The organism is Streptomyces sp. (genome assembly GCF_019510245.1).
Taxonomy (GTDB): domain Bacteria; phylum Actinomycetota; class Actinomycetes; order Streptomycetales; family Streptomycetaceae; genus Streptomyces.
The window spans coordinates 96901-119174 of the sequence record NZ_JAEKKT010000119.1; the positions used below are offsets into that span (position 1 = coordinate 96901).

The 22274-nt window shown below is 70.7% G+C and carries 19 protein-coding genes, 1 pseudogene and 1 riboswitch; of the genes and pseudogenes, 19 read left to right on the forward strand and 1 reads right to left on the reverse strand.

Translation table 11 applies throughout. The features are described 5' to 3' along the window. Positions 1–2 precede the first annotated feature (2 nt). The 17 genes and pseudogenes from JF597_RS10570 to JF597_RS10645 all read left to right on the forward strand — a co-directional run bounded on the left by JF597_RS10570 (position 3) and on the right by JF597_RS10645 (position 17596). On the forward strand, positions 3–746 hold the full coding sequence (locus JF597_RS10570; RefSeq protein WP_293992166.1) for a CDP-alcohol phosphatidyltransferase family protein: 744 nt from the start codon (positions 3–5) through the stop codon (positions 744–746). 8 nt (positions 747–754) lie between these two features. After that, complete coding sequence (locus JF597_RS10575) at positions 755–1627, forward strand: glycosyltransferase (protein ID WP_293992256.1); 873 nt, start codon at positions 755–757, stop codon at positions 1625–1627. Between the two features lie 173 nt (positions 1628–1800). Beyond that, entirely contained in the window at positions 1801–2730 is a 930-nt protein-coding gene (locus JF597_RS10580) for an ABC transporter permease (RefSeq protein ID WP_293992168.1), read from the forward strand. Further along, a complete protein-coding gene (locus tag JF597_RS10585) occupies positions 2723–3502 on the forward strand; it encodes an ABC transporter ATP-binding protein (protein WP_293992170.1) in 780 nt (259 codons plus the stop codon). Before JF597_RS10580 ends, JF597_RS10585 begins: the two co-directional genes overlap by 8 nt. A 364-nt stretch (positions 3503–3866) precedes the next feature. Continuing rightward, entirely contained in the window at positions 3867–4769 is a 903-nt protein-coding gene (gene hpnC, locus JF597_RS10590) for a squalene synthase HpnC (RefSeq protein ID WP_293992172.1), read from the forward strand. Continuing rightward, positions 4766–5719 carry a presqualene diphosphate synthase HpnD gene (gene hpnD, locus JF597_RS10595; RefSeq protein WP_293992174.1) on the forward strand — a complete coding sequence of 318 codons (954 nt, stop codon included), beginning with the start codon at positions 4766–4768 and terminating at the stop codon, positions 5717–5719. Before hpnC ends, hpnD begins: the two co-directional genes overlap by 4 nt. Next, a complete protein-coding gene (locus JF597_RS55505; RefSeq protein WP_351490681.1) occupies positions 5719–5859 on the forward strand; it encodes a DUF6380 family protein in 141 nt (46 codons plus the stop codon). The genes hpnD and JF597_RS55505 overlap by 1 nt, the downstream gene beginning before the upstream one ends. After that, positions 5838–7277, forward strand: a pseudogene (hpnE, locus tag JF597_RS10600) (hydroxysqualene dehydroxylase HpnE); the annotation flags it as partial. The gene JF597_RS55505 and the pseudogene hpnE, both read left to right, overlap by 22 nt. A 59-nt stretch (positions 7278–7336) precedes the next feature. Next, complete coding sequence (locus JF597_RS10605) at positions 7337–8410, forward strand: polyprenyl synthetase family protein (protein ID WP_293992177.1); 1074 nt, start codon at positions 7337–7339, stop codon at positions 8408–8410. 117 nt (positions 8411–8527) lie between these two features. Further along, complete coding sequence (shc, locus tag JF597_RS10610) at positions 8528–10519, forward strand: squalene--hopene cyclase (protein WP_293992179.1); 1992 nt, start codon at positions 8528–8530, stop codon at positions 10517–10519. After that, positions 10519–11160 carry a 1-hydroxy-2-methyl-2-butenyl 4-diphosphate reductase gene (locus JF597_RS10615; RefSeq protein WP_293992181.1) on the forward strand — a complete coding sequence of 214 codons (642 nt, stop codon included), beginning with the start codon at positions 10519–10521 and terminating at the stop codon, positions 11158–11160. Before shc ends, JF597_RS10615 begins: the two co-directional genes overlap by 1 nt. A 5-nt stretch (positions 11161–11165) precedes the next feature. Next, positions 11166–12188 carry an adenosyl-hopene transferase HpnH gene (hpnH, locus tag JF597_RS10620; RefSeq protein WP_181803030.1) on the forward strand — a complete coding sequence of 341 codons (1023 nt, stop codon included), beginning with the start codon at positions 11166–11168 and terminating at the stop codon, positions 12186–12188. Between the two features lie 4 nt (positions 12189–12192). Next, positions 12193–13350: a flavodoxin-dependent (E)-4-hydroxy-3-methylbut-2-enyl-diphosphate synthase gene (gene ispG / locus JF597_RS10625; protein WP_293992186.1), complete on the forward strand. Its 1158-nt coding sequence runs from the start codon at positions 12193–12195 to the stop codon at positions 13348–13350. 27 nt (positions 13351–13377) lie between these two features. Beyond that, positions 13378–15399, forward strand: coding sequence for a 1-deoxy-D-xylulose-5-phosphate synthase (gene dxs / locus JF597_RS10630; RefSeq protein ID WP_293992189.1), 2022 nt, complete (start codon positions 13378–13380; stop codon positions 15397–15399). Further along, positions 15396–16781: an aspartate aminotransferase family protein gene (locus tag JF597_RS10635; RefSeq protein WP_293992191.1), complete on the forward strand. Its 1386-nt coding sequence runs from the start codon at positions 15396–15398 to the stop codon at positions 16779–16781. The genes dxs and JF597_RS10635 overlap by 4 nt, the downstream gene beginning before the upstream one ends. 72 nt (positions 16782–16853) lie before the next feature. Further along, entirely contained in the window at positions 16854–17477 is a 624-nt protein-coding gene (locus JF597_RS10640; RefSeq protein ID WP_293992193.1) for a helix-turn-helix domain-containing protein, read from the forward strand. Next, positions 17474–17596, forward strand: coding sequence for a DUF6126 family protein (locus JF597_RS10645; RefSeq protein WP_293992196.1), 123 nt, complete (start codon positions 17474–17476; stop codon positions 17594–17596). Before JF597_RS10640 ends, JF597_RS10645 begins: the two co-directional genes overlap by 4 nt. A 21-nt stretch (positions 17597–17617) precedes the next feature. Here JF597_RS10645 and JF597_RS10650 read toward each other — a convergent pair whose 3' ends face one another. Beyond that, a complete protein-coding gene (locus JF597_RS10650; RefSeq protein ID WP_293992198.1) occupies positions 17618–18415 on the reverse strand; it encodes a tyrosine-protein phosphatase in 798 nt (265 codons plus the stop codon). Positions 18416–18611: 196 nt separating this feature from the next. On the opposite strand from JF597_RS10650, the gene JF597_RS10655 reads away from it, so the two are divergent. Both JF597_RS10655 and JF597_RS10660 read left to right on the forward strand, forming a co-directional pair. Beyond that, entirely contained in the window at positions 18612–20684 is a 2073-nt protein-coding gene (locus JF597_RS10655) for an alpha-galactosidase (RefSeq protein WP_293992200.1), read from the forward strand. A gap of 307 nt (positions 20685–20991) precedes the next feature. Further along, a riboswitch (cyclic di-AMP (ydaO/yuaA leader) is annotated at positions 20992–21152 on the forward strand. A 4-nt stretch (positions 21153–21156) separates the two neighbouring features. Further along, positions 21157–22104: a LysM peptidoglycan-binding domain-containing M23 family metallopeptidase gene (locus JF597_RS10660; protein WP_293992202.1), complete on the forward strand. Its 948-nt coding sequence runs from the start codon at positions 21157–21159 to the stop codon at positions 22102–22104. Positions 22105–22274 lie beyond the last annotated feature (170 nt).

The window sequence follows — 22274 nt, forward strand, 5'->3', positions numbered from 1 at the left end:
TCGTGCACCCCGCTGGGGTCAAGGACCGGCGCAGCGGTGAGCACTGGATGGGGCGCCTCTACATGCGTGAGGTGTCCCTGCGGGTCGACCGCTACCTGGTGAACACCAGGGTCACGCCCAACCAGCTCACGTACCTGATGACCGTCTTCGGCGTGCTCGCGTGCCCGGCGCTGCTGGTGCCGGGCGTCTGGGGCGCCGTGCTCGGTGTGGTGTGCGTCCAGATGTACCTGCTGCTCGACTGCGTCGACGGCGAGGTGGCCCGCTGGAAGCAGCAGTACTCGCTGGGCGGCGTCTACCTGGACCGGGTCGGTGCCTACCTCACCGACGCCGCCGTCCTGGTGGGCCTCGGGCTGCGCGCCGCCGACCTGTTCGGCAGCGGCCGTATCGACTGGCTGTGGGCCTTCCTCGGCACCCTGGCCGCGCTCGGCGCCATCCTGATCAAGGCCGAGACCGACCTGGTCGGCGTCGCCCGCCACCAGGCCGGCCTGCCGGTGGTCAAGGAGGCCGCCGCCGAGATGCGCTCCGCCGGTATGGCGCTGGCCCGCCGGGCCGCCGCCCTGTTCCGGTTCCACCGGCTGATCCTCGGTATCGAGGCCTCGCTGCTGATCCTGCTGCTCGCCGTCGCCGACCACTTCCACGGCGACCTCTTCTGGACCCGGCTCGGCACCGCCGTGCTGGCCGGCATCGCGCTGCTCCAGACCCTGCTGCACCTGGTCTCGGTCCTCGCGTCGAGCAGGCTGCGGTGAGCGCCGGGCTGAAGGTCGGCGCGGTCGTCATCACCATGGGCAACCGCCCCGACGAACTGCGCGCCCTCCTCGACTCGGTCGCCAAGCAGGACGGCGAGCCGGTCGAGGTGGTCGTCGTCGGCAACGGCTCGCCCGTCCCGGACGTGCCGGACGGCGTGCGCACCCTGGAACTGCCCGAGAACCTCGGGATCCCCGGCGGCCGCAACGTCGGCATAGAGGCCTTCGGCCCGAGCGGCCGCGACGTCGACATACTGCTGTTCCTCGACGACGACGGCCTGCTCGCCGAGCACGACACCGCCGAGCTGTGCCGCGAGGCCTTCACGGCCGACCCGAGGCTCGGCATCATCAGCTTCCGCATCGCCGACCCGGACACCGGGCAGACCCAGCGTCGGCACGTGCCGAGGCTCCGGGCCTCCGACCCGATGCGCTCCTCCCGGGTCACCACCTTCCTCGGCGGCGCCAACGCCGTCCGCACCCAGGTCCTCGCCGAGGTCGGCGGCCTGCCGGACGAGTTCTTCTACGCCCACGAGGAGACCGACCTGGCCTGGCGGGCCCTGGACGCCGGCTGGATGATCGACTACCGCTCCGACATGGTGCTCAACCACCCCACCACCGCACCCTCCCGGCACGCGGTCTACCACCGGATGGTCGCCCGCAACCGCGTCTGGCTGGCCCGTCGCAACCTGCCCGCCCTCCTGGTCCCGGTCTACCTCGGGGTGTGGCTGCTGCTGACCCTGGTGCGCCGCCCCTCCCGCCCGGCCCTGCACGCCTGGTTCGCCGGCTTCCGGGAGGGCTGGACCACCCCGTGCGGGCCGCGCCGCCCGATGCGCTGGCGGACCGTGTGGAAACTCACGCGACTGGGCCGTCCCCCGGTGATCTGACAAGCTCGAAGGTGCGTGTCCGCGCGTACGGCGTGCGGACACGCCGCGGGAACGGCCGCGCATGGCACGCGATCGCCCCCGGGAATGTGTCCGATGGCGGAGACGTGTCGCACCCAGTAGCACAATTCCGTAAGACGAACGTAAGACGATTCTGAGGACGAAGGCTCCGACCCTTGAGTGAGACAACGCATGACGGCGGGATCGCGGTGAGCGCGGTGCCGTCGCCCGACGAAGGCCTCACGGCGGCGCAGCTCGCCGCCAGGTACGGACTCGCGGTGAGCGGCGCACGGCCCGCGCTGCCCGAGTACGTACGCCGGCTCTGGGGGCGGCGCCACTTCATCCTGGCCTTCTCGCAGGCGAAGCTCACGGCCCAGTACAGCCAGGCCAAGCTCGGCCAGCTCTGGCAGGTGGCCACACCGCTGCTGAACGCGGCCGTGTACTACTTCATCTTCGGCGTCATCCTGCACGCCAGCCGGGGCATGTCGCAGGACATCTACATCCCGTTCCTGGTCACCGGCGTGTTCACCTTCACGTTCACCCAGAGTTCGATCATGACGGGCGTGCGGGCGATCTCGGGCAACCTCGGTCTGGTGCGCGCGCTGCACTTCCCGCGCGCCTCGCTGCCGATCTCCTTCGCGCTCCAGCAGCTCCAGCAGCTGCTGTTCTCGATGATCGTGATGGTCGCCGTGGTGGTCGGGTTCGGCAGCCGTCCGGGCCTGTCCTGGGTACTGGTCGTCCCGATCCTGTTCCTGCTGTTCCTGTTCAACACCGGCCTGGCCCTGATCGTGGCGCGGCTGGGCGCCAAGACGCCGGACCTCGCCCAGCTGCTGCCGTTCATACTGCGCACCTGGATGTACATGTCCGGTGTGATGTTCTCGATCACCAAGATGATGGAGGGCCGGCCGGAGTGGGCGCGCACGCTCCTGCAGGTGAACCCGGCCACCGTCTTCATGGACCTGATGCGCTTCGCCCTCATCGACGGCTACGGCGCCTCGAACCTGCCGCCGCACGTCTGGGCCGTCGCGCTGTCCTGGGCCGTCGTCGTGTTCGCCGGCGGTTTCGTGTACTTCTGGAAGGCGGAGGAGCGGTACGGCCGTGGCTGAGCAGACCACAGGGGAGCGGATCCCCACTGTCATCGCGGAGGACGTGCACATCGTCTACCGCGTCAACGGCGCCAAGACCGGCAAGGGCAGCGCGACGGCCGCTCTCAGCCGCATCTTCAAGCGCGGCGACGAGCGGGGCGTCCGCAAGGTGCACGCGGTCCGGGGGGTCTCCTTCGTCGCCTACCGCGGCGAGGCGATCGGCCTGATCGGCTCCAACGGCTCCGGCAAGTCCACCCTGCTGCGCGCCATCGCCGGACTGCTGCCCGCCGAGAAGGGCAGGGTCTACACCAACGGCCAGCCCTCGCTGCTCGGCGTCAACGCGGCCCTGATGAACGACCTCACGGGCGAGCGCAACGTCATCCTGGGCGGCCTGGCCATGGGCATGTCCCGCGAGGACATCAGGGCCCGTTACCAGGAGATCGTCGAGTTCTCCGGCATCAACGACAAGGGCGACTTCATCACCCTGCCGATGCGCACCTACTCCTCCGGCATGGCGGCCCGGCTCCGCTTCTCCATCGCGGCCGCCAAGGACCACGACGTCCTCATGATCGACGAGGCGCTGGCCACCGGCGACGCGGCCTTCCGCAAGCGCTCCGAGGACCGGATCCGCGAACTGCGCGAGCACGCCGGCACGGTGTTCCTGGTCAGTCACAACAACAAGTCGATCCGCGACACCTGCGACCGGGTCCTGTGGCTGGAGCGCGGTGAGCTGCGCATGGACGGCCCGACCGAAGAGGTGCTCAAGGAGTACGAGAAGTTCACGGGCAAGTAGCCCCGTCCGGCCCAGGCCCCGCCGGAACCTTTCCGGCGGGGCCCGCGTCTGCAAAGGAAACGTCAACTCGGGCTCGCCTTAGGAATCTTGACGCCAATCGGTGTGTTGTTGTGATCTGGGGGACACCCCGACGAACCTCGATGCGTTGTACAACGTAAGCTGTACCGGTCCCGGAAAGCGGCAACTGGGGCGATAATGCGCGACACCCTCTGCCGGGCCACCCCGCGGACCGCTGGGCGGCGTGTCCGAAATAGTGTGTATTGGGTCGGCAGTGTAGAACGGGAGATGTGACGGCAATGGCTACGGAAACTCCCCAGCTCAACGCAGGCCGCGCCGTCCCCGCCCCCGCCCCGGGCAGCGAACGGTGACGGCAACCGGCCCGGCGCGCACCGGAGACCCGGAGCGCGGCACCCTGGACAAGGCCGCGGACGAGAACTTCCCCGTGGCCCCCTTCTTCCTGCCGAAAGCCTGGCGCGCCGACCTGACGGCGGTGTACGGCTTCGCCCGCCTCGTCGACGACATCGGCGACGGCGACCTGGCCCCCGGCGGCGCCGACGCCCGCCTCCTCGGAGTCTCCCCGGCGCAGGCCGAGGACCGCCTGGTCCTGCTCGACGCCTTCGAGGCCGACCTGCACCGCGTCTTCGACGCCACCCCGCACCACCCCCTGCTGCGCCGCCTCCAGCCCACGGTCCGCCGCCGCGGACTGGCCCCCGAGCCGTTCCTCGGGCTGATCGCCGCCAACCGCCAGGACCAGCTCGTCAAGCGGTACGAGACCTACGACGACCTCCTCGCCTACTGTGAGCTGTCCGCCAACCCCGTCGGCCGCCTGGTCCTCGCCGTCACCGGAACCTCGACCCCCGAGCGGATCCGGCTCTCCGACTCGATCTGCACCGCACTCCAGATCGTCGAACACCTCCAGGACGTGGCCGAGGACCTCGGCCGCGACCGGATCTATCTGCCCGCCGAGGACATGAAGCGCTTTCACGTCCAGGAGGCGGATCTCGCCAGGAAAACCGCGGGCGCATCGGTGCGTGCACTGGTTGCATACGAAGCGCAACGCGCCCGCGATCTCCTGAATGAAGGCGCCCCCCTTGTGGGTAGCGTCCACGGCAGGTTGAAGCTGCTGCTTGCGGGGTTCGTGGCGGGGGGAAGGGCGGCGGTCCACGCGATCGCTGCCGCCGAATACGACGTACTTCCCGGCCCGCCCAAGCCCGGCAAGGGCCGGTTGCTGCGTGAGGTGGGCGTGACTCTGCGAGGAGAGGGGTGATCCGGACCGTGGACTCTCCCACACACGTGTCCGCACCGGTACTCGCCGCCTACAGCTACTGCGAGACGGTCACCGGACAGCAGGCACGGAACTTCGCCTACGGCATCCGGCTGCTCCCGGCGCCCAAGCGGCGCGCCATGTCGGCGCTCTACGCCTTCTCCCGGCGTGTCGACGACATCGGCGACGGCGAGCTGGCGGCCGACGTGAAGGCGGCCCGCCTGGAGGACACCCGGGCGCTGCTCGCCCGGGTCCAGGACGGTGCGGTCGCCGAGGACGACACCGACCCGGTCGCGGTCGCCCTCGCCCATGCCGCCCAGGTCTTCCCGATCCCGCTGGGCGGCCTGGACGAGCTGATCGACGGCGTCCTCATGGACGTCCGCGGCGAGACCTACGAGACCTGGGACGACCTCAAGGTCTACTGCCGGTGTGTGGCCGGCGCCATCGGCCGGCTCTCGCTCGGGGTGTTCGGTACGGAACCGGGGGCGCGCGGCGCCGAGCGCGCGCCCGAGTATGCCGACACGCTCGGGCTCGCGCTCCAGCTCACCAACATCCTCAGAGACGTCCGCGAGGACGCCGGCAACGGCCGTACCTACCTGCCCTCCGACGACCTCGCCAAGTTCGGCTGCTCCGCCGGGTTCAACGGGCCGACCCCGCCGGAGGGCTCCGACTTCGCGGGGCTCGTGCACTTCGAAGTACGGCGCGCCCGTGCCCTTTTCGCCGAGGGCTACCGACTGCTGCCCATGCTCGACCGGCGCAGCGGCGCCTGTGTCGCCGCCATGGCCGGCATCTACCGCCGCCTCCTCGACCGCATCGAGCGCGAGCCGGAGGCGGTGCTGCGCGGCCGGGTCTCGCTGCCCGGACGCGAGAAGGCGTACGTCGCCGTGCGCGGTCTGTCCGGGCTCGACACCCGGCGCCACACCTCCCGCCTGGCCGTCAGGAGGCGCGCCTGATGGACAAAGTGGGCCAAGGTGACTCCACCGGAGAGAAACGGCAGGCAACCCTCCGGCACGGCGTGGCGTCCCTGACTGCGACGGCCCGACCTGCCCCGCTCCACCGGCACGGCGGGCGGGCAGGGGAGGAAGCACGATGACCGACGGCACGCGATCCGAGCGGAGGCACGACGACATCCCGTCCGGGCGCACCGCCGTCGTGATCGGCGGCGGCCTCGCGGGTGTCACGGCCGCGCTCGCGCTCGCCGACGCGGGGGTGCGCGTCACCCTTCTCGAAGGCAGGCCGAGGCTGGGCGGGCTCGCCTTCTCCTTCCGGCGCGGCGACCTGACCGTGGACAACGGCCAGCACGTGTACCTGCGTTGCTGCACCGCCTACCGCTGGTTCCTCGACCGCATCGAGGGCACCGCGCTGGCACCACTGCAGGACCGCCTCGACGTACCCGTCCTCGACCTCGCCAAGCCGGAGGGGCGGCGCCTGGGCAGGCTGCGGCGCGACCCGCTGCCGGTCCCCCTTCACCTGGGGCGCAGCCTGGCCGCCTATCCGCACCTCTCGCTCGCCGAGCGGGCCAGGGTGGGGCGTGCCGCGCTCGCGCTCAAGGGACTCGACCTCGCCGATCCGAGCCTGGACGCACAGGACTTCGGCAGCTGGCTGGCCGCCCACGGCCAGTCGGCGCGTGCCGTCGAGGCCCTGTGGGACCTGGTCGGGGTCGCCACCCTCAACGCGGTCGCGGGCGACGCCTCGCTGGGGCTCGCCGCGATGGTGTTCAAGACCGGTCTGCTCTCCGACCCGGGCGCGGCCGACATCGGCTGGGCCCATGTGCCGCTGGGCGAACTGCACGACCGGCTGGCCCGCAAGGCGCTCGACTCCGCGGGCGTGCGTACCGAGGTCCGTACACGCGTCACCTCCGTCTCCACTAACGAGAACGGGACTTGGAGCGTTCAGGTTCCCGGCGAGACGCTGACCGCCGACACCGTCGTGCTCGCCGTCGCCCAGCGCGAGGCCTACGACCTGCTGCCTTCCGGTGCCCTGGACGCTCCGGAAAACCTGCTGGAGATCGGCACCGCGCCGATCCTCAACGTCCATGTGGTGTACGACCGCAGGGTGCTCACCAAGCCGTTCTTCGCGGCTCTCGGCACCCCCGTCCAGTGGGTGTTCGACCGCACCCACGCCTCCGGGCTGCGGACGGGACAGTACCTCGCGCTGTCCCAGTCGGCCGCCGAGGACGAGATCGACATGCCCGTGGCCGAGCTGCGCGAGCGCTACCTGCCCGAGCTGGAACGGCTGTTGCCCGGTGCGCGCGGCGCCGGGGTGGAGGACTTCTTCGTGACCCGGGAGCGCACCGCGACGTTCGCCCCCACCCCCGGCGTCGGGCGGCTGCGGCCCGGCGCCCGCACCAAGGCACCCGGCCTCTACCTGGCCGGAGCGTGGACCGCCACCGGGTGGCCCGCGACCATGGAGAGTGCGGTCCGCAGCGGTGTCAGCGCGGCCGACGCCGCGTTGCGCACCCTGGGCCGGCCCCGCCCCCGTCACCTCTTCGAGTTCGAGGAGGCGGCGTGACGCTCGATCAGCAGGCGGCAGGCCTCCGCACCCCCAGTACCGCAACAAGAGGAGAAACTGTGCCCACTGTGCCCCCGGCCTCGAAGGGCGCTCGAGAGACCGCAGTGGACGTGACCGCGCTCCTGGAGCGCGGCCGGACCCTTGCCACACCGGTACTGCGGGCGGCCGTCGACCGCCTGGCCTCCCCCATGGACACCGTGGCCGCCTACCACTTCGGCTGGATCGACGCCGAGGGCAACCCCGCCGACGGCGACGGCGGCAAGGCCGTACGCCCCGCGCTCGCCGTGCTCTCCGCCGAGGTCACCGGCGCCGCGCCCGAGGTCGGCATCCCCGGCGCCGTCGCCGTCGAGCTCGTCCACAACTTCTCCCTGCTGCACGACGACCTGATGGACGGCGACGAACAGCGCCGGCACCGCGACACCGTCTGGAAGGTGCACGGTCCCGCCCAGGCCATCCTGGTCGGCGACGCCCTGTTCGCCCTCGCCAACGAGGTGCTGCTCGAACTCGGCACCGTCGAGGCCGGCCGCGCCACCCGCCGGATCACCACCGCCACCCGCGCCCTGATCGACGGCCAGGCCCAGGACATCTCCTACGAGCACCGCGACCGGGTCAGTGTCGAGGAGTGCCTGGAGATGGAGGGCAACAAGACCGGCGCGCTGCTCGCCGCCTCCAGCTCCATCGGCGCGGTGCTCGGCGGCGCCGACGACCGCACGGCCGACACTCTGGAGAAGTACGGCTACCACCTCGGCCTCGCCTTCCAGGCCGTCGACGACCTGCTCGGCATCTGGGGCGACCCGGAGTCCACCGGCAAGCAGACCTGGAGCGACCTGCGCCAGCGCAAGAAGTCCCTGCCGGTCGTCGCTGCGCTCGCCGCGGGCGGGCCCGCCTCCGAGCGGCTCGGCGAGATCCTCGCCGCCGACGCCAAGAGCAGCGACTTCGAGAACTTCTCCGAGGAGGAGTTCGCCGCCCGCGCCGCCCTCATCGAGGAGGCCGGCGGCCGCGAGTGGACCGCCGAAGAGGCGCGTCGTCAGCACACCATCGCCATCGAGGCCCTGCACGCCGTCGACATGCCCGACCGGGTACGGGCACAGTTCACGGCGCTCGCGGACTTCGTCGTCGTACGAAAGAGATGATCATTATTGGTCGAACAGTCCTCGCGTAGTCGCCGGCCGGCGCGAACGCGCAACCAGTACCGGCCGACGGCGGACCCACAGCAGAACGATTTCGCACGACTGCACGAAGGGGAAGCCATGACAGCGACGACCGACGGAAGCACCGGGGCCACCCTGCCGCCCCGGGCCGACTCGGCCAGCACCGAACTCACCACCCCCGTGGCGGCCGGGGTACAAGAAGCCGCCGAACGCGCTGTCCGGCGTGCCACCGACCATCTGCTCGCCCAGCAGGACGCCCAGGGCTGGTGGAAGGGCGACCTGGAGACCAACGTCACCATGGACGCCGAGGACCTGTTGCTCCGTCAGTTCCTGGGCATCCGCGACGAGTCCACGACCGCCGCCGCCGCCCTCTTCATCCGGGGCGAACAGCGCGAGGACGGCACTTGGGCCACCTTCTACGGCGGCCCCGGCGAACTCTCCACCACCATCGAGGCCTACGTCGCCCTGCGGCTGGCCGGGGACGCGCCGGACGCGCCGCACATGGCGAAGGCCTCGGCCTGGATCCGCGAGCGCGGCGGGATCGCCGCCGCCCGGGTCTTCACCAGGATCTGGCTGGCGCTGTTCGGCTGGTGGAAGTGGGAGGACCTGCCCGAACTCCCACCGGAACTCCTGTACTTCCCCAAGTGGTTCCCGCTCAGCATCTACAACTTCGGCCAGTGGGCCCGGCAGACCATCGTGCCGCTCACGGTGGTCTCGGCCAAGCGCCCGGTGCGCCCGGCCCCCTTCCCGCTGGACGAGCTCCACACCGACCCGGCCAACCCCAACCCGCCGCAGCCCCTCGCCCCGGTGGTGAGTTGGGAGGGCGTCTTCCAGCGGCTCGACAAGGTTGTCCGCGGCTACCGCAGGGTCGCGCTGGGACGGCTGCGCGGCTCCGCGCTGAAGTCCGCCGCCCGCTGGATCGTCGAGCGCCAGGAGAACGACGGCGCCTGGGGCGGCATCCAGCCCCCGGCCGTCTACTCGGTGATCGCGCTGTACCTGCTCGGGTACGACCTCGAACACCCCGTGATGCGCGCGGGGTTGGAATCGCTGGATCGTTACGCCGTGTGGCGCGAGGACGGCGCCCGGATGATCGAGGCCTGTCAGTCCCCGGTGTGGGACACCTGCCTGGCCACCATCGCCCTCGCCGACGCCGGAGTGCCCGCCGACCATCCGCAGCTCGTCAAGGCCGCCGACTGGATGCTCGGCGAGCAGATCGTCCGCCCCGGCGACTGGGCGGTGAAGCGGCCCCAGCTCCCGCCGGGCGGCTGGGCGTTCGAGTTCCACAACGACAACTACCCCGACATCGACGACACCGCCGAGGTGGTCCTCGCGCTGCGCCGGGTCAGGCACCACGACCCCGAGCGGCTGGAGAAGGCGATCGGGCGCGGGGTGCGCTGGAACCTCGGCATGCAGTCGAAGAACGGCGCCTGGGGCGCCTTCGACGTCGACAACACCAGCCCGTTCCCCAACCGGCTGCCGTTCTGCGACTTCGGCGAGGTCATCGACCCGCCGTCGGCCGACGTCACCGCGCACGTCGTGGAGATGCTCGCCTTCGAGGGCATGTCCCACGATCCGCGCACCCGGCGCGGCATCGAGTGGCTGCTCGCCGAACAGGAGCCCAACGGTTCGTGGTTCGGCCGCTGGGGCGTGAACTACGTGTACGGCACCGGGTCAGTGGTGCCCGCGCTCACGGCCGCCGGCCTGCCCGCCTCGCACCCGGCGATCCGGCGTGCGGTCACCTGGCTGGAGCAGGTCCAGAACGAGGACGGCGGCTGGGGTGAGGACCTGCGCTCCTACAAGTACGCCGGCGAATGGAGCGGGCGCGGTGCCTCCACCGCCTCCCAGACGGCGTGGGCGCTGATGGCGCTGCTCGCGGCGGGGGAGAAGGACACCAAGGCCGTCGAGCGGGGCGTCCGGTGGCTCGCTGAGACCCAGCGCGAGGACGGCTCCTGGGACGAGCCCTACTTCACCGGTACCGGCTTCCCCTGGGACTTCTCCATCAACTACCACCTCTACCGGCAGGTCTTCCCGCTCACCGCGCTCGGCCGCTACGTGCACGGCGAGCCCACCCCCGAGGCAGAGGGGGACTGATGAGCGCCACGCCCGCGCCGGCCCCGCTGCTGATCGCCTGCGCACTCGGCATCGAGCACCTCGCCCTGCGCGCCGGCGAACGGGGCGGCTCGGGCGGGCCGGTCACCGTGCTGCGCACCGGCATGGGCCCCAGGGCGGCGGAACGGTCCGTCACCCGGGTCCTGGCCGACCCCGCGCTGGCCGGTGCCGCTGTCCTGGCGACGGGCTTCTGCGCGGGACTCGCCCCCGGCATGCACCCCGGCGACCTGGTCGTCGCCGAGGAGACCCGGGACCCCCGCGGCAGCGTCCCGTGCGTGGGCACCGAACTCCTCGTGAAGGAACTCGTACGGACCCTGCCCGGCCGCACGGTCCACACCGGACCCGTCACCGGCTCCGATCACGTCGTCCGCGGTCACGAGCGATCGGATCTGCTCGCGACCGGCGCAATCGCGGTCGACATGGAATCGGCGGCCACGCTTCTGAGCGCCGTGCACGCGGGCGAGCGCCCGGTTGCGGCCGTCAGGGTGGTCGTGGACGCTCCTGAACATGAACTCGTCCGGATCGGCACGGTACGCGGTGGAATATCTGCTTTCCGCGTTCTTCGATCCGTTCTTCCAGCTTTCTTCGAATGGCACCGTTCTTTGCTGCTCCCCCGGAGGTGAGCCAGATGGCCATGCCGCTGCGTCAGTCGATCAAGGTCGCTACTTACTTGGCTGAACAGAAGCTCCGCAAGCGGGACAAGTTCCCGTTGATCGTGGAGCTGGAACCCCTCTTCGCGTGCAACCTGAAATGTGAGGGCTGTGGCAAGATCCAGCACCCGGCGGGGGTGTTGAAGCAGCGCATGCCGGTCGCGCAGGCGGTCGGGGCGGTGCTGGAGTCCGGTGCGCCGATGGTGTCCATCGCGGGCGGCGAACCCCTGATGCATCCTCAGATCGACGAGATCGTGCGGCAGCTGGTGGCGAAGCGGAAGTACGTCTTCCTGTGCACCAACGCGATGCTGCTGCGCAAGAAGATGGACAAGTTCACGCCCTCGCCCTACTTCGCCTTCGCGGTGCACATCGACGGGCTGCGCGAGCGGCACGACGAGTCCGTTGCGAAGGAAGGCGTGTTCGACGAGGCGGTGGAGGCCATCAAGGAGGCCAAGCGGCGCGGCTTCCGGGTGACCACCAACTCGACCTTCTTCAACACGGACACCCCGCAGACCATCATCGAGGTGCTCAACTTCCTCAACGACGACCTCAAGGTCGACGAGATGATGATCTCGCCCGCCTACGCCTACGAGAAGGCCCCCGACCAGGAGCACTTCCTCGGCGTGGAGCAGACCCGCGAGCTCTTCAAGAAGGCCTTCGCGGGCGGCAACCGCAAGAAGTGGCGGCTCAACCACTCCCCGCTCTTCCTGGACTTCCTGGAGGGCAAGGTCGACTTCCCGTGCACGGCCTGGGCGATCCCGAACTACTCGCTCTTCGGCTGGCAGCGCCCCTGCTACCTGATGAGCGACGGGTACGTGCCGACGTACCGCGAACTCATCGAGAAGACCGACTGGGACAAGTACGGCCGCGGCAAGGACCCGCGCTGCGCCAACTGCATGGCCCACTGCGGCTACGAGCCCACCGCCGTCCTCGCCACCATGGGATCGCTCAAGGAGTCGCTGCGCGCCATGCGCGAGACGGTCTCCGGGAACCGGGAGTGACGGCATGACCGCAATCCCCCTGGGCCTCCCCGAGGTCCCGGCGCGGCCGATCGCCGAACGGCGGGTCTCGCGGCAGATCCACGTCGGGCCGGTCGCCGTCGGCGGTGGCGCCCCGGTGTCGGTGCAGTCGATGACCACGACCCGCACCTCCGACATCGGCGCCACCCTCCAGCAGATCGCCGAACTCACCGCGTCCGGCTGCCAGATCGTCCGCGTCGCCTGCCCCACGCAGGACGACGCGGACGCCCTGGCGACGATCGCGCGGAAGTCGCAGATCCCGGTGATCGCGGACATCCACTTTCAGCCGAAGTACGTCTTCGCGGCCATCGAGGCCGGGTGCGCCGCGGTCCGGGTGAACCCCGGCAACATCAAGAAGTTCGACGACCAGGTACGGGAGATCGCGCGGGCCGCCAAGGACCACGGGACCCCGATCCGCATCGGCGTCAACGCGGGCTCGCTCGACCGCCGGCTCCTCGAGAAGCACGGCAGGGCGACCCCCGAGGCGTTGGTGGAGAGCGCTCTGTGGGAGGCCTCGCTCTTCGAGGAGCACGACTTCCGGGACATCAAGATCTCCGTCAAGCACAACGACCCGGTCGTGATGGTCGAGGCGTACCGGCAGCTGGCCGCCCAGTGCGACTACCCGCTGCACCTCGGCGTCACCGAGGCCGGCCCGGCCTTCCAGGGCACGATCAAGTCGGCCGTCGCCTTCGGGGCGTTGCTCTCGCAGGGCATCGGTGACACGATCCGCGTCTCGCTGTCCGCCCCGCCCGCCGAGGAGGTCAAGGTCGGCATCCAGATCCTGGAGTCGCTGAACCTCAGGCAGCGGCGCCTGGAGATCGTCTCCTGCCCGTCCTGCGGGCGCGCCCAGGTCGACGTCTACAAGCTGGCGGACGAGGTGACGGCAGGCCTGGAGGGCATGGAGGTGCCGCTGCGCGTCGCCGTCATGGGGTGCGTGGTCAACGGCCCCGGCGAGGCACGGGAGGCCGACCTCGGCGTCGCCTCCGGCAACGGCAAGGGGCAGATCTTCGTCAAGGGCGAGGTCATCAAGACCGTGCCCGAGTCGAAGATCGTGGAGACCCTCATCGAGGAAGCGATGAAGATCGCCGAGCAGATGGAGCAGGACGGCGCCGGGTCCGGAGCACCCGCCGTCACGGTGAGCTGAACAGCACGGACCGAGAGGGGGCCGAGCGTGACGATTCTGGAGACCATCCGGGGACCACGCGACCTGAAGGCGCTGTCCGAGGCAGAACTCGGCGAACTGTCCGAAGAAATACGCGAGTTCCTGGTGCGCGCGGTCGCCAGGACCGGCGGCCACCTCGGGCCCAACCTGGGCGTCGTGGAGCTGACCGTCGCGCTGCACCGGGTCTTCGAGTCCCCGGCCGACCGCATCCTCTGGGACACCGGCCACCAGAGCTACGTCCACAAGCTGCTGACCGGCCGTCAGGACTTCTCCAAGCTGCGCGGCAAGGGCGGCCTGTCCGGATACCCCTCGCGCGAGGAGTCCGAGCACGACGTCATCGAGAACAGCCACGCCTCCACCGCGCTGGGCTGGGCCGACGGCCTCGCCAAGGCCCGCCAGGTGCAGGGGGAGAAGGGCCATGTCGTCGCGGTGATCGGCGACGGCGCGCTGACCGGCGGGATGGCCTGGGAGGCGCTCAACAACATCGCGGCCGCCAAGGACCGGCCGCTGATCATCGTCGTCAACGACAACGAGCGGTCCTACGCGCCCACCATCGGCGGCCTCGCCAACCACCTCGCCACGCTGCGGACGACGGACAGCTACGAGCAGGTGCTGGCCTGGGGCAAGGACGTGCTCCTGCGCACCCCGCTCGTGGGCACCACCATCTACGAGTCCCTGCACGGCGCCAAGAAGGGCTTCAAGGACGCCTTCGCCCCGCAGGGCATGTTCGAGGACCTGGGCCTCAAGTACGTCGGCCCGATCGACGGCCACGACATCAAGGCCGTCGAGTCGGCGCTCCGGCGCGCGAAACGTTTCCACGGGCCGGTGCTCGTGCACTGCCTCACGGAGAAGGGGCGCGGCTACGAGCCCGCGCTCGCCCACGAGGAGGACCACTTCCACACCGTCGGCGTGATGGACCCGCTCACCTGCGAGCCGCTCACGCCGTCCAACGGGCCCTCCTGGACCTCGGTGTTCGGTGACGAGATCGTCCGGATCGGCGAGGAGCGGGACGACGTCGTGGCGATCACCGCGGCCATGCTGCACCCGGTCGGCCTCGGCCGGTTCGCCGAGCGCTTCCCGGACCGGGTCTGGGACGTCGGCATCGCCGAGCAGCACGCGGCGGTGTCCGCGGCGGGGCTGGCGACCGGGGGGCTGCACCCCGTCGTCGCCGTGTACGCCACGTTCCTCAATCGTGCCTTCGACCAGCTGCTGATGGACGTGGCGCTGCACCGCTGCGGGGTGACGTTCGTGCTGGACCGGGCGGGCGTCACGGGGGTCGACGGCGCCTCCCACAACGGCATGTGGGACATGTCGATCCTCCAGGTCGTCCCCGGCCTCAGGATCGCCGCCCCGCGCGACGCCGAACAGCTGCGGCTTCAGCTGCGGGAGGCGGTCGCCGTCGACGACGCGCCCACACTGGTCCGGTTCCCGAAGGAGTCGGTGGGGCCGGAGATCCCGGCGGTGGACCGGGTCGGCGGGGTGGATGTGCTCCGTCGCGCCACGGACGCGCGGGTGTTGCTGGTCGCGGTCGGTGTGATGGCGCCGGTGTGCCTCCAGGCCGCGGAGCTGCTGGCCGCCCGGGGCATCAACTCCACGGTGGTGGATCCCCGCTGGGTCAAGCCCGTGGATCCCGCGCTGCCGGTCCTGGCGGCCCAGCACGATCTGGTGGCCGTCGTCGAGGACAACAGCCGGGCGGCCGGGGTGGGCGCGGCGGTGGCGCTCGCGCTCGGTGACGCGGAAGTGGACGTGCCGGTGCGGCGGTTCGGGATTCCGGAGCAGTTCCTGGCGCATGCGAAGCGGGGGGAGGTGCTGGCCGACATCGGGTTGACGCCGGTGGAGATCGCGGGGCGGATCGGGTCCAGTCTCGCGGTGCGGGGTGCCGACGGTGCCTACGGAAGTGCCGCGGGGGGTCGTGTGGCGGGTGCGGCGCCGTCCGGGCTGGTCGCGCCCCGCGGCGGCAGCCGCAGATCGATGCGCCCCGCGCCCCTGAGGGGCGCTGATGCCGAGGGTGTTGACAAGGAGAGGCAATGAGTACGGAGTTCGACCTCGGGGCGCTGCTGGCCGAGCGTGGCGGTGAGCGGTACGAGCTGCACGGCAAGTACCTGAATCACCAGCTCCCGCGCATGCTGCACACCATCGGCTTCGACAAGTTCTACGAGCGGGCCGAGGGCGCGCACTTCTGGGACGCGGACGGCAACGACTACCTGGACATGCTCGCCGGGTTCGGGGTGATGGGGCTGGGCCGCCACCACCCAGTCGTCCGCAAGGCCCTGCACGACGTCCTGGACGCCCAGCTGGCCGACCTCACCCGCTTCGACTGCCAGCCGCTGCCCGGGCTGCTCGCCGAGCGGCTCCTCGCGCACAGCCCGCACCTGGACCGGGTGTTCTTCGGCAACAGCGGCACCGAGTCGGTGGAGACGGCCCTGAAGTTCGCCCGCTTCGCCACCGGCAGACCGCGCGTCCTCTATTGCGATCACGCCTTCCACGGCCTGACCACCGGCTCGCTGTCGGTCAACGGCGAGGACGGCTTCCGGGACGGCTTCGCCCCGCTGCTGCCCGACACCGCCGTCCCCCTCGGCGATCTCGACGCGCTCGCCTGCGAGCTGAAGAAGGGCGACGTGGCCGCCCTGATCGTCGAGCCGATCCAGGGCAAGGGCGTGCACGAGGCCCCGCCCGGCTATCTGCGCGCCGCACAGGAGCTGCTGCACAGGCACAAGGCACTGCTGATCGCCGACGAGGTGCAGACCGGCCTCGGCCGTACCGGCGACTTCTACGCCTACCAGCACGAGGACGGCGTCGAGCCGGACCTGGTGTGCGTGGCGAAGGCGCTCTCCGGCGGGTACGTCCCGGTCGGCGCCACCCTCGGCAAGGACTGGATCTTCAAGAAGGTCTACTCCTCCATGGACCGCGTCCTGGTCCACTCGGCCAGCTTCGGCGCCAACGCCCAGGCCATGGCCGCCGGGCTCGCCGTGCTGTCCGTCATGGAGAACGAACAGACCGTCGCCCATTCCCGCGCCGTGGGGGAGCAGCTCAAGTCCCGGCTCGCCGCGCTCACCGACAAGTACGAGCTGCTCGCCGAGGTCCGCGGCCGGGGCCTGATGATCGGCATCGAGTTCGGACGGCCCAGCTCGCTGAAGCTGCGCAGCCGCTGGACCATGCTGCAGGCCGCCCGCAAGGGCCTGTTCGCCCAGATGGTCGTCGTACCGCTGCTGCAACGGCACCGGATCCTCACCCAGGTGTCCGGCGACCACCTGGAGGTGATCAAGCTCATCCCGCCGCTGACCGTCGACGAGTCGGACGTGGACCGGTTCGTGGACGCCTTCACGGACGTCATGGACGACGCCCACAGCGGCGGCGGCCTGATGTGGGACTTCGGCAAGACGCTGATCAAGCAGGCGGTGGCCAACCGCTAGCCTTTTGCCTCTGATCTTTGCCTCTGAGGCAAGAAAATTGCCTCGGAGGCAAAGCTGCGGCTGAATGGAGGCATGAACTCCTCCGACAACGGGCGGGCGGGCGGGCCGGCCGACGGGCTGCCCGTCGTCGCCCCGCAGCTGCGCTCCCTGCGCCGCCGCGCAGGCCTCACCCTGGAGGCCGCCGCCCGCGACGCCGGGCTGTCGCCCGCGCACCTGTCCCGGCTGGAGACCGGTCAGCGGCAGCCCTCGTTGCCGATGCTGCTCGCGCTCGCGCGTGTCTACGGTACGACGGTATCGGATCTGCTGGGGGAGACGGTCGCCGACCGGGACGCGATCGTGCGTGCCGGCGACATGGAACCGACCCGCGCCGGCGGCTGGACCTACTGGCAGGCCGGGGCGTCCGGCCGGGGGATGCAGGCGCTGCGCGTCCGGGTGCCGCACGGCACCCAGGGCGACATCGTGCGGGTGCACCCCGGCGAGGAGTGGCTGCACGTCGTGCGCGGCCGGCTCCGGCTGCGCCTCGGTGACACCACCCATGTGCTCGCGCCCGGTGACAGCGCGCACTTCGACTCGCTGACCCCGCACCGGCTCGCCGCCGAGGACCAGGACGGGGTCGAGCTCCTGTTCGTCCACACCCTGCTGCAGAGTCCCACGGCCGCGCTGTGCCTGGGACCGATCACTGGAGAGCTGCCGTGAGCAACATCGAAGAGAAGTTCCCCCGGTCCCTGTGGATCCGGCTGGTCATCTACCTGGCCGTCGGGCATGCCCTGGCAGGGTTCCTCTATCTGCTGTTCGCCCTCGGCGGCAAGGGCTGAGCCGCCGCCCTCCGTCCGGTCTCAGTCGAGCAGGCGCTCGCGCAGCCGCTCCCGGGTCTCCGGGGCCAGCTCCAGGCCCTGCTCCAGGTACGCGTCCACGTCGCCCCACGTCTCCTCGATGCTCTCGAAGGCCGCCGTCAGGTACTCCGTGCGGGCGTCGAAGAGCGGGCTGAGCAGGTCCATCACCTCGGGGCTGTAGGCGCTGTCCCCGCCGCCGCTGCGGCGCACCTTGTAACGGCGGTGCTTGGCGTTGGACTCCAGGTAGTCGGCGAGGATCGCGTCCCGCTCCACCCCCACCGCCAGCAGCGTCACGGCTATGGAGATGCCCGCCCGGTCCTTGCCGGCCGCGCAGTGCATCAGCGCCGGGACGCTGTCCTCGGCGAGTGCGTGCAGCACCCGTGAGTGCTCGCCGGTGCGGTCCTTGACGATCGTGCGGTACGAGGTGACCATCCGGGCCGCGGCCTTGCCGTCGCCCAGGAGCCCGCGCAGCTGGTCGATCTCCCCCTCGCGGACCATCTTCCAGAAGTCCGCGCCGTGCGCCGGGTCGGTCAGCGGCAGATTCAGGTTCCGCACGCCGGGCAGCTCGACGTCCGGGCCCTCCAGCTTCTGGTCGGCCGCGTTGCGGAAGTCGAAGATCGTGTGCAGCCCGAGCGAGGCGAGGAAGTCCGCGTCCTGCTCCGTCGCGTGTGCCAGATGGCCGCTGCGGAACAGCACACCCGGCCGCACCCGTCGCCCGTCCACGGTCGGCAGCCCACCCACGTCACGGAAGTTGCGCACGCCCGTCAGCTCGGGCTCGGTCGACGGGACCTGCTGCGTCACGGGGGCTCCTCCCGGTCGGCCCCGTCGGCGCTGCTCGTCGACGGGCACTGGAGCGACCATACGACATCGGTTTCCACGGGCAATGAGTTGTCCACAGGCATCGCCTCCGCGGCCCGTGGCCCTTGCTTCGGGGCCCGCGGCCCTTGATGATGTTGGGGCTTGAGCGGATCTGTTGGCCCCTGTGTGAGGTTGCTCGATGGTGGACATCGCCGAAAACGGCCGTACCTGGCTCCTGTCGGGCCCCGGCAGCAGCTACGCGCTGCATCTGACCCCCTCCGACGAACTGCTCCACCTGCACTGGGGGCCCCGGATCGGGCTCGCCGACGCCGTGGAGCTCAGCACCCGGGTGCTGCCCGGCTACTGGCCCTTCGAGTCCCCGCTGGACGGCCATGAGGAGTACCCCGTCGAGGGCGGCCCCCGGTTCGTCCGCCCCGCGCTGTCGGTGCGGACCGAGGAGCGCCGGGGCACCGAGTGGACCTTCGACTCGTACGAGGTCGAGGAGGACGAGCTCCGGCTGCGCTTCACGGACGACGGCGTCGTCATCACCCTGCACTACCGGATGCGCGGCGACGTCGTCGAGCGCTGGGTGACCGTCGGCAACGAGGGGCACACGCGCGTGGAGCTGCTGCGCGCCGACCCCGCCACCTGGACCCTGCCCGACCGCGAGGGCTGGCGGCTCTCCCAGCTGCACGGCCGCTGGGCCGCCGAGTCCCGGCTCACCAGTGCCCCGCTCACCTACGGCGAGAAGGTCATCGGCAGCCGCCGCGGCCACACCGGCCACCAGCACCTGCCCTGGGTCGCCCTTGACACCGACGCCACCGAGGAGCGCGGCGAGGTCTGGGGCTGTGCCCTCGGCTGGTCCGGCTCCTGGCGGATCGCGGTCGCCCAGCTCCCGGACGCGCGCGTGCAGATCTCCGGCGGCGCCGGCTACGACGACTCGGGCCTGCTGATGCTGGCCGAGGGCGAGTCGTACACCAGCCCCGTCTTCGCGGGCCTGTGGACCGACGGCGGCTTCGGCGGGGCGAGCCGCGCCTGGCACGCCTACCAGCGGGCGTACGTCATCCCGGACGCCGACCAGGACCGGCCGGTGCTGTTCAATTCCTGGGAGGCCACCACTTTCGACATCTCGGAGGACCAGCAGGCCACCCTCGCCCGCCGGGCCGCCGCGATCGGTGTCGAGTTGTTCGTGGTGGACGACGGCTGGTTCGGCGCCCGCACCAGCGACCGCGCCGGCCTCGGCGACTGGACGCCCAACCCCGACCGCTTCCCCAAGGGCCTCAAGCCCCTCGCCGACTACGTGCACGCCCTCGGCATGCAGTTCGGCATCTGGGTCGAGCCCGAGATGGTGAACCCGGACAGCGACCTGTACCGCGCCCACCCCGACTGGGTGCAGTACCAGCAGGGCCGGAAGCGCACGGAGCTCCGCAACCAGCTGGTCCTCAACCTCGCCCGCGAGGACGTCCAGGAGTACCTCTGGGAGCAGCTCGACGCGCTGCTGTCCAGCGCCCCGATCGACTACGTCAAGTGGGACTTCAACCGCTGCTTCACGGACGCGGGCTGGCCCGGCGAGCCCTACCCGCAGCGCCTGTGGGTCGACCACGTGCGCGGGCTGTACGCCCTGCTCGACCGGATCCGGGCGGCTCACCCGAACGTGGCCATCGAGTCCTGCTCCGGTGGTGGCGGGCGGATCGACCTCGGGATCATGAGCCGCACCGACGAGGTGTGGACCTCCGACAACACCGACCCGCTGGACCGGCTCGCCATCCAGCACGGATTCAGCCAGATCCACCCCGCCCGGGTGATGTCGGCCTGGGTCACCGACAGCCCGAACCACCAGCTCAACGGCCGGGTCAGCAGCCTGCGTTTCCGGTTCGTCAGCTCCATGGCCGGAGCGCTCGGTGTCGGCGGCGACCTCTCGAAGTGGACCGAGGAGGAGCTCGCCGAGGCCGGCCACTGGGTGGAGCTCTACAAGGAGATCCGTCCCCAGGTGCAGCGCGGCGAGCAGTTCCGGCTGCGGCCGCCGGCCGGCGGGCTCAGCGCGGTGCAGTACACGCTCGGCGACGAGACCGTCGTCCTCGCCTGGCTGCAGGCCCAGAGCTACGGCGAGCAGGCGCCGCCGCTGAGGTTGCAGGGGCTCGACCCGACGGCGTCGTACGAATGCCGCGAAACGGGCGAAGTGCACCGGGGTGCCGTTCTGCTGCACCACGGGCTGCGCACCGGGCTCAAGGGTGACCTGGATGCGGCAGTCATCCGCCTTCGCCGGATCTGATACATCTGCCCGAATTGCTGCATTCACTACAACTCGCCCCGAAATAAGAGGACGTGGCATGACGTGCGTGAGGAGCGTCATATTCGTGACCGTCCGTCGCGCGTCATGCTCACGTAATCCTCGTATTCCGTAAGCGGATTGAAAAACGGAACGGACCGGAATTCACGGAGGGTGACCGGGATTTCCGGTAACGGATCAAGCGGAACTCGGACGGGCGGAACGGGATGCTTGTCCATGTCCGTCCTACTCGCTTACGTTCACCACACATCCGGTCGGAACGCCGAATCCTGCCGCCGCCCGGAGTCCCCACACACACTCACCCGTGCCCGGCAGGAGCGGGGGACCCACCAGGTATGACGGCCTGTTCCGGTTCCCGGGACGGCCAGGGGTGCAGTCACGCCTTCCGGCGTGGCCGGGCAGCTCCAGCCCGAACCCGACAGCTCACCTCGCAGGCGCCGGAGAGGAATGCGCCATGCCCGCGAAGGGTAAGCACCGCCGTCCCAAGTCCCCACGTCTCACTCGCTCGATGGCCGTCGCCGGAAGCGGCGGCGCCGCGCTGGCGCTGCCCCTCATGGGGGCCACCGGCGCCCACGCGGCCACTGCGCAGTCCGTTTCCGAAAAGGCCGTCCAGTCGCTTCCCGCAATCGAGCGGACCGCGGTGAAAAAGGCGCCCGCAGGGAATTCCGGCGCCGCGCGTTCCGCGCACCGCGTCTACACGGTGGTGCCCGGTGACTGTCTCTCGGAGATCGCCCGCGAGCAGAACGTCCGCGGCGGCTGGCACCGGCTCTACGCCGACAACCGGCAGGCGGTCGGCGACAACCCGTCGCTGATCCACCCCGGACTCAAGCTCACCCTCGGCGGCCGGCACGCCGTGACGACGGACTACGGCTCCCGTCCGCAGGCGCAGTCGAACCCGCGGTCGACCTCCTCGTCCCCGGCCTCCTCCTCGTCCTCCTCCTCGTCCTCGGCCTCCTCCACGGACGGCTCCGGCGGTTCGGTCACGACCGTCTCCGGCTTCAGCCTCCCGGTCGCCACCGGCGCCCTCGGTACCGGCTACCACGTGGCCGGCAGCATGTGGTCCAGCGGCTACCACACGGGCGTCGACTTCGTCGTCCCGACCGGCACCCCGGTCAAGGCCGTCGGCGAGGGTACGGTCGTCACGGCCGGCTGGGGCGGCGCCTACGGCAACCAGGTCGTCATCCGGCTCGCCGACGGCTACTACGCGCAGTACGGCCACCTCTCCGCCCTCTCCGTCTCGGTCGGCCAGACCGTGACCGCGGGCCAGCAGGTCGGCCTCTCCGGTGCCACCGGCAACGTGACCGGCCCGCACCTCCACTTCGAGATCCGGACCACCCCCGACTACGGCTCGGACGTGGACCCGGTCGCCTACCTCCGCTCCAAGGGGGTCGCCGTCGGCTGAGCCGGCGCCCTCCCGACCGCCACGTCAACGCCGCTGGTCAGGGCCTTATTCCAAGGTTGGCAAAGTATTTAAAGGTGTCTTATCTCACCGAGCGTCAACCCCTTATTACGGTCGCGTAGGTCACAGCCGAAGGTGAATCATGGTCCGACGTGGGAGACGATTCGAAGAAT

Excerpts from the sequence above, each read along its gene's own strand:
- JF597_RS55505 (WP_351490681.1), top strand. The coding sequence starts at position 5,719 with ATGGACAAAGTGGGCCAAGGTGACTCCACCGGAGAGAAACGGCAGGCA.
- shc (WP_293992179.1), top strand. The coding sequence starts at position 8,528 with ATGACAGCGACGACCGACGGAAGCACCGGGGCCACCCTGCCGCCCCGG.
- JF597_RS10615 (WP_293992181.1), top strand. The coding sequence starts at position 10,519 with ATGAGCGCCACGCCCGCGCCGGCCCCGCTGCTGATCGCCTGCGCACTC.
- hpnH (WP_181803030.1), top strand. The coding sequence starts at position 11,166 with ATGGCCATGCCGCTGCGTCAGTCGATCAAGGTCGCTACTTACTTGGCT.
- ispG (WP_293992186.1), top strand. The coding sequence starts at position 12,193 with ATGACCGCAATCCCCCTGGGCCTCCCCGAGGTCCCGGCGCGGCCGATC.
- JF597_RS10635 (WP_293992191.1), top strand. The coding sequence starts at position 15,396 with ATGAGTACGGAGTTCGACCTCGGGGCGCTGCTGGCCGAGCGTGGCGGT.
- JF597_RS10640 (WP_293992193.1), top strand. The coding sequence starts at position 16,854 with ATGAACTCCTCCGACAACGGGCGGGCGGGCGGGCCGGCCGACGGGCTG.
- JF597_RS10655 (WP_293992200.1), top strand. The coding sequence starts at position 18,612 with ATGGTGGACATCGCCGAAAACGGCCGTACCTGGCTCCTGTCGGGCCCC.
- JF597_RS10660 (WP_293992202.1), top strand. The coding sequence starts at position 21,157 with ATGCCCGCGAAGGGTAAGCACCGCCGTCCCAAGTCCCCACGTCTCACT.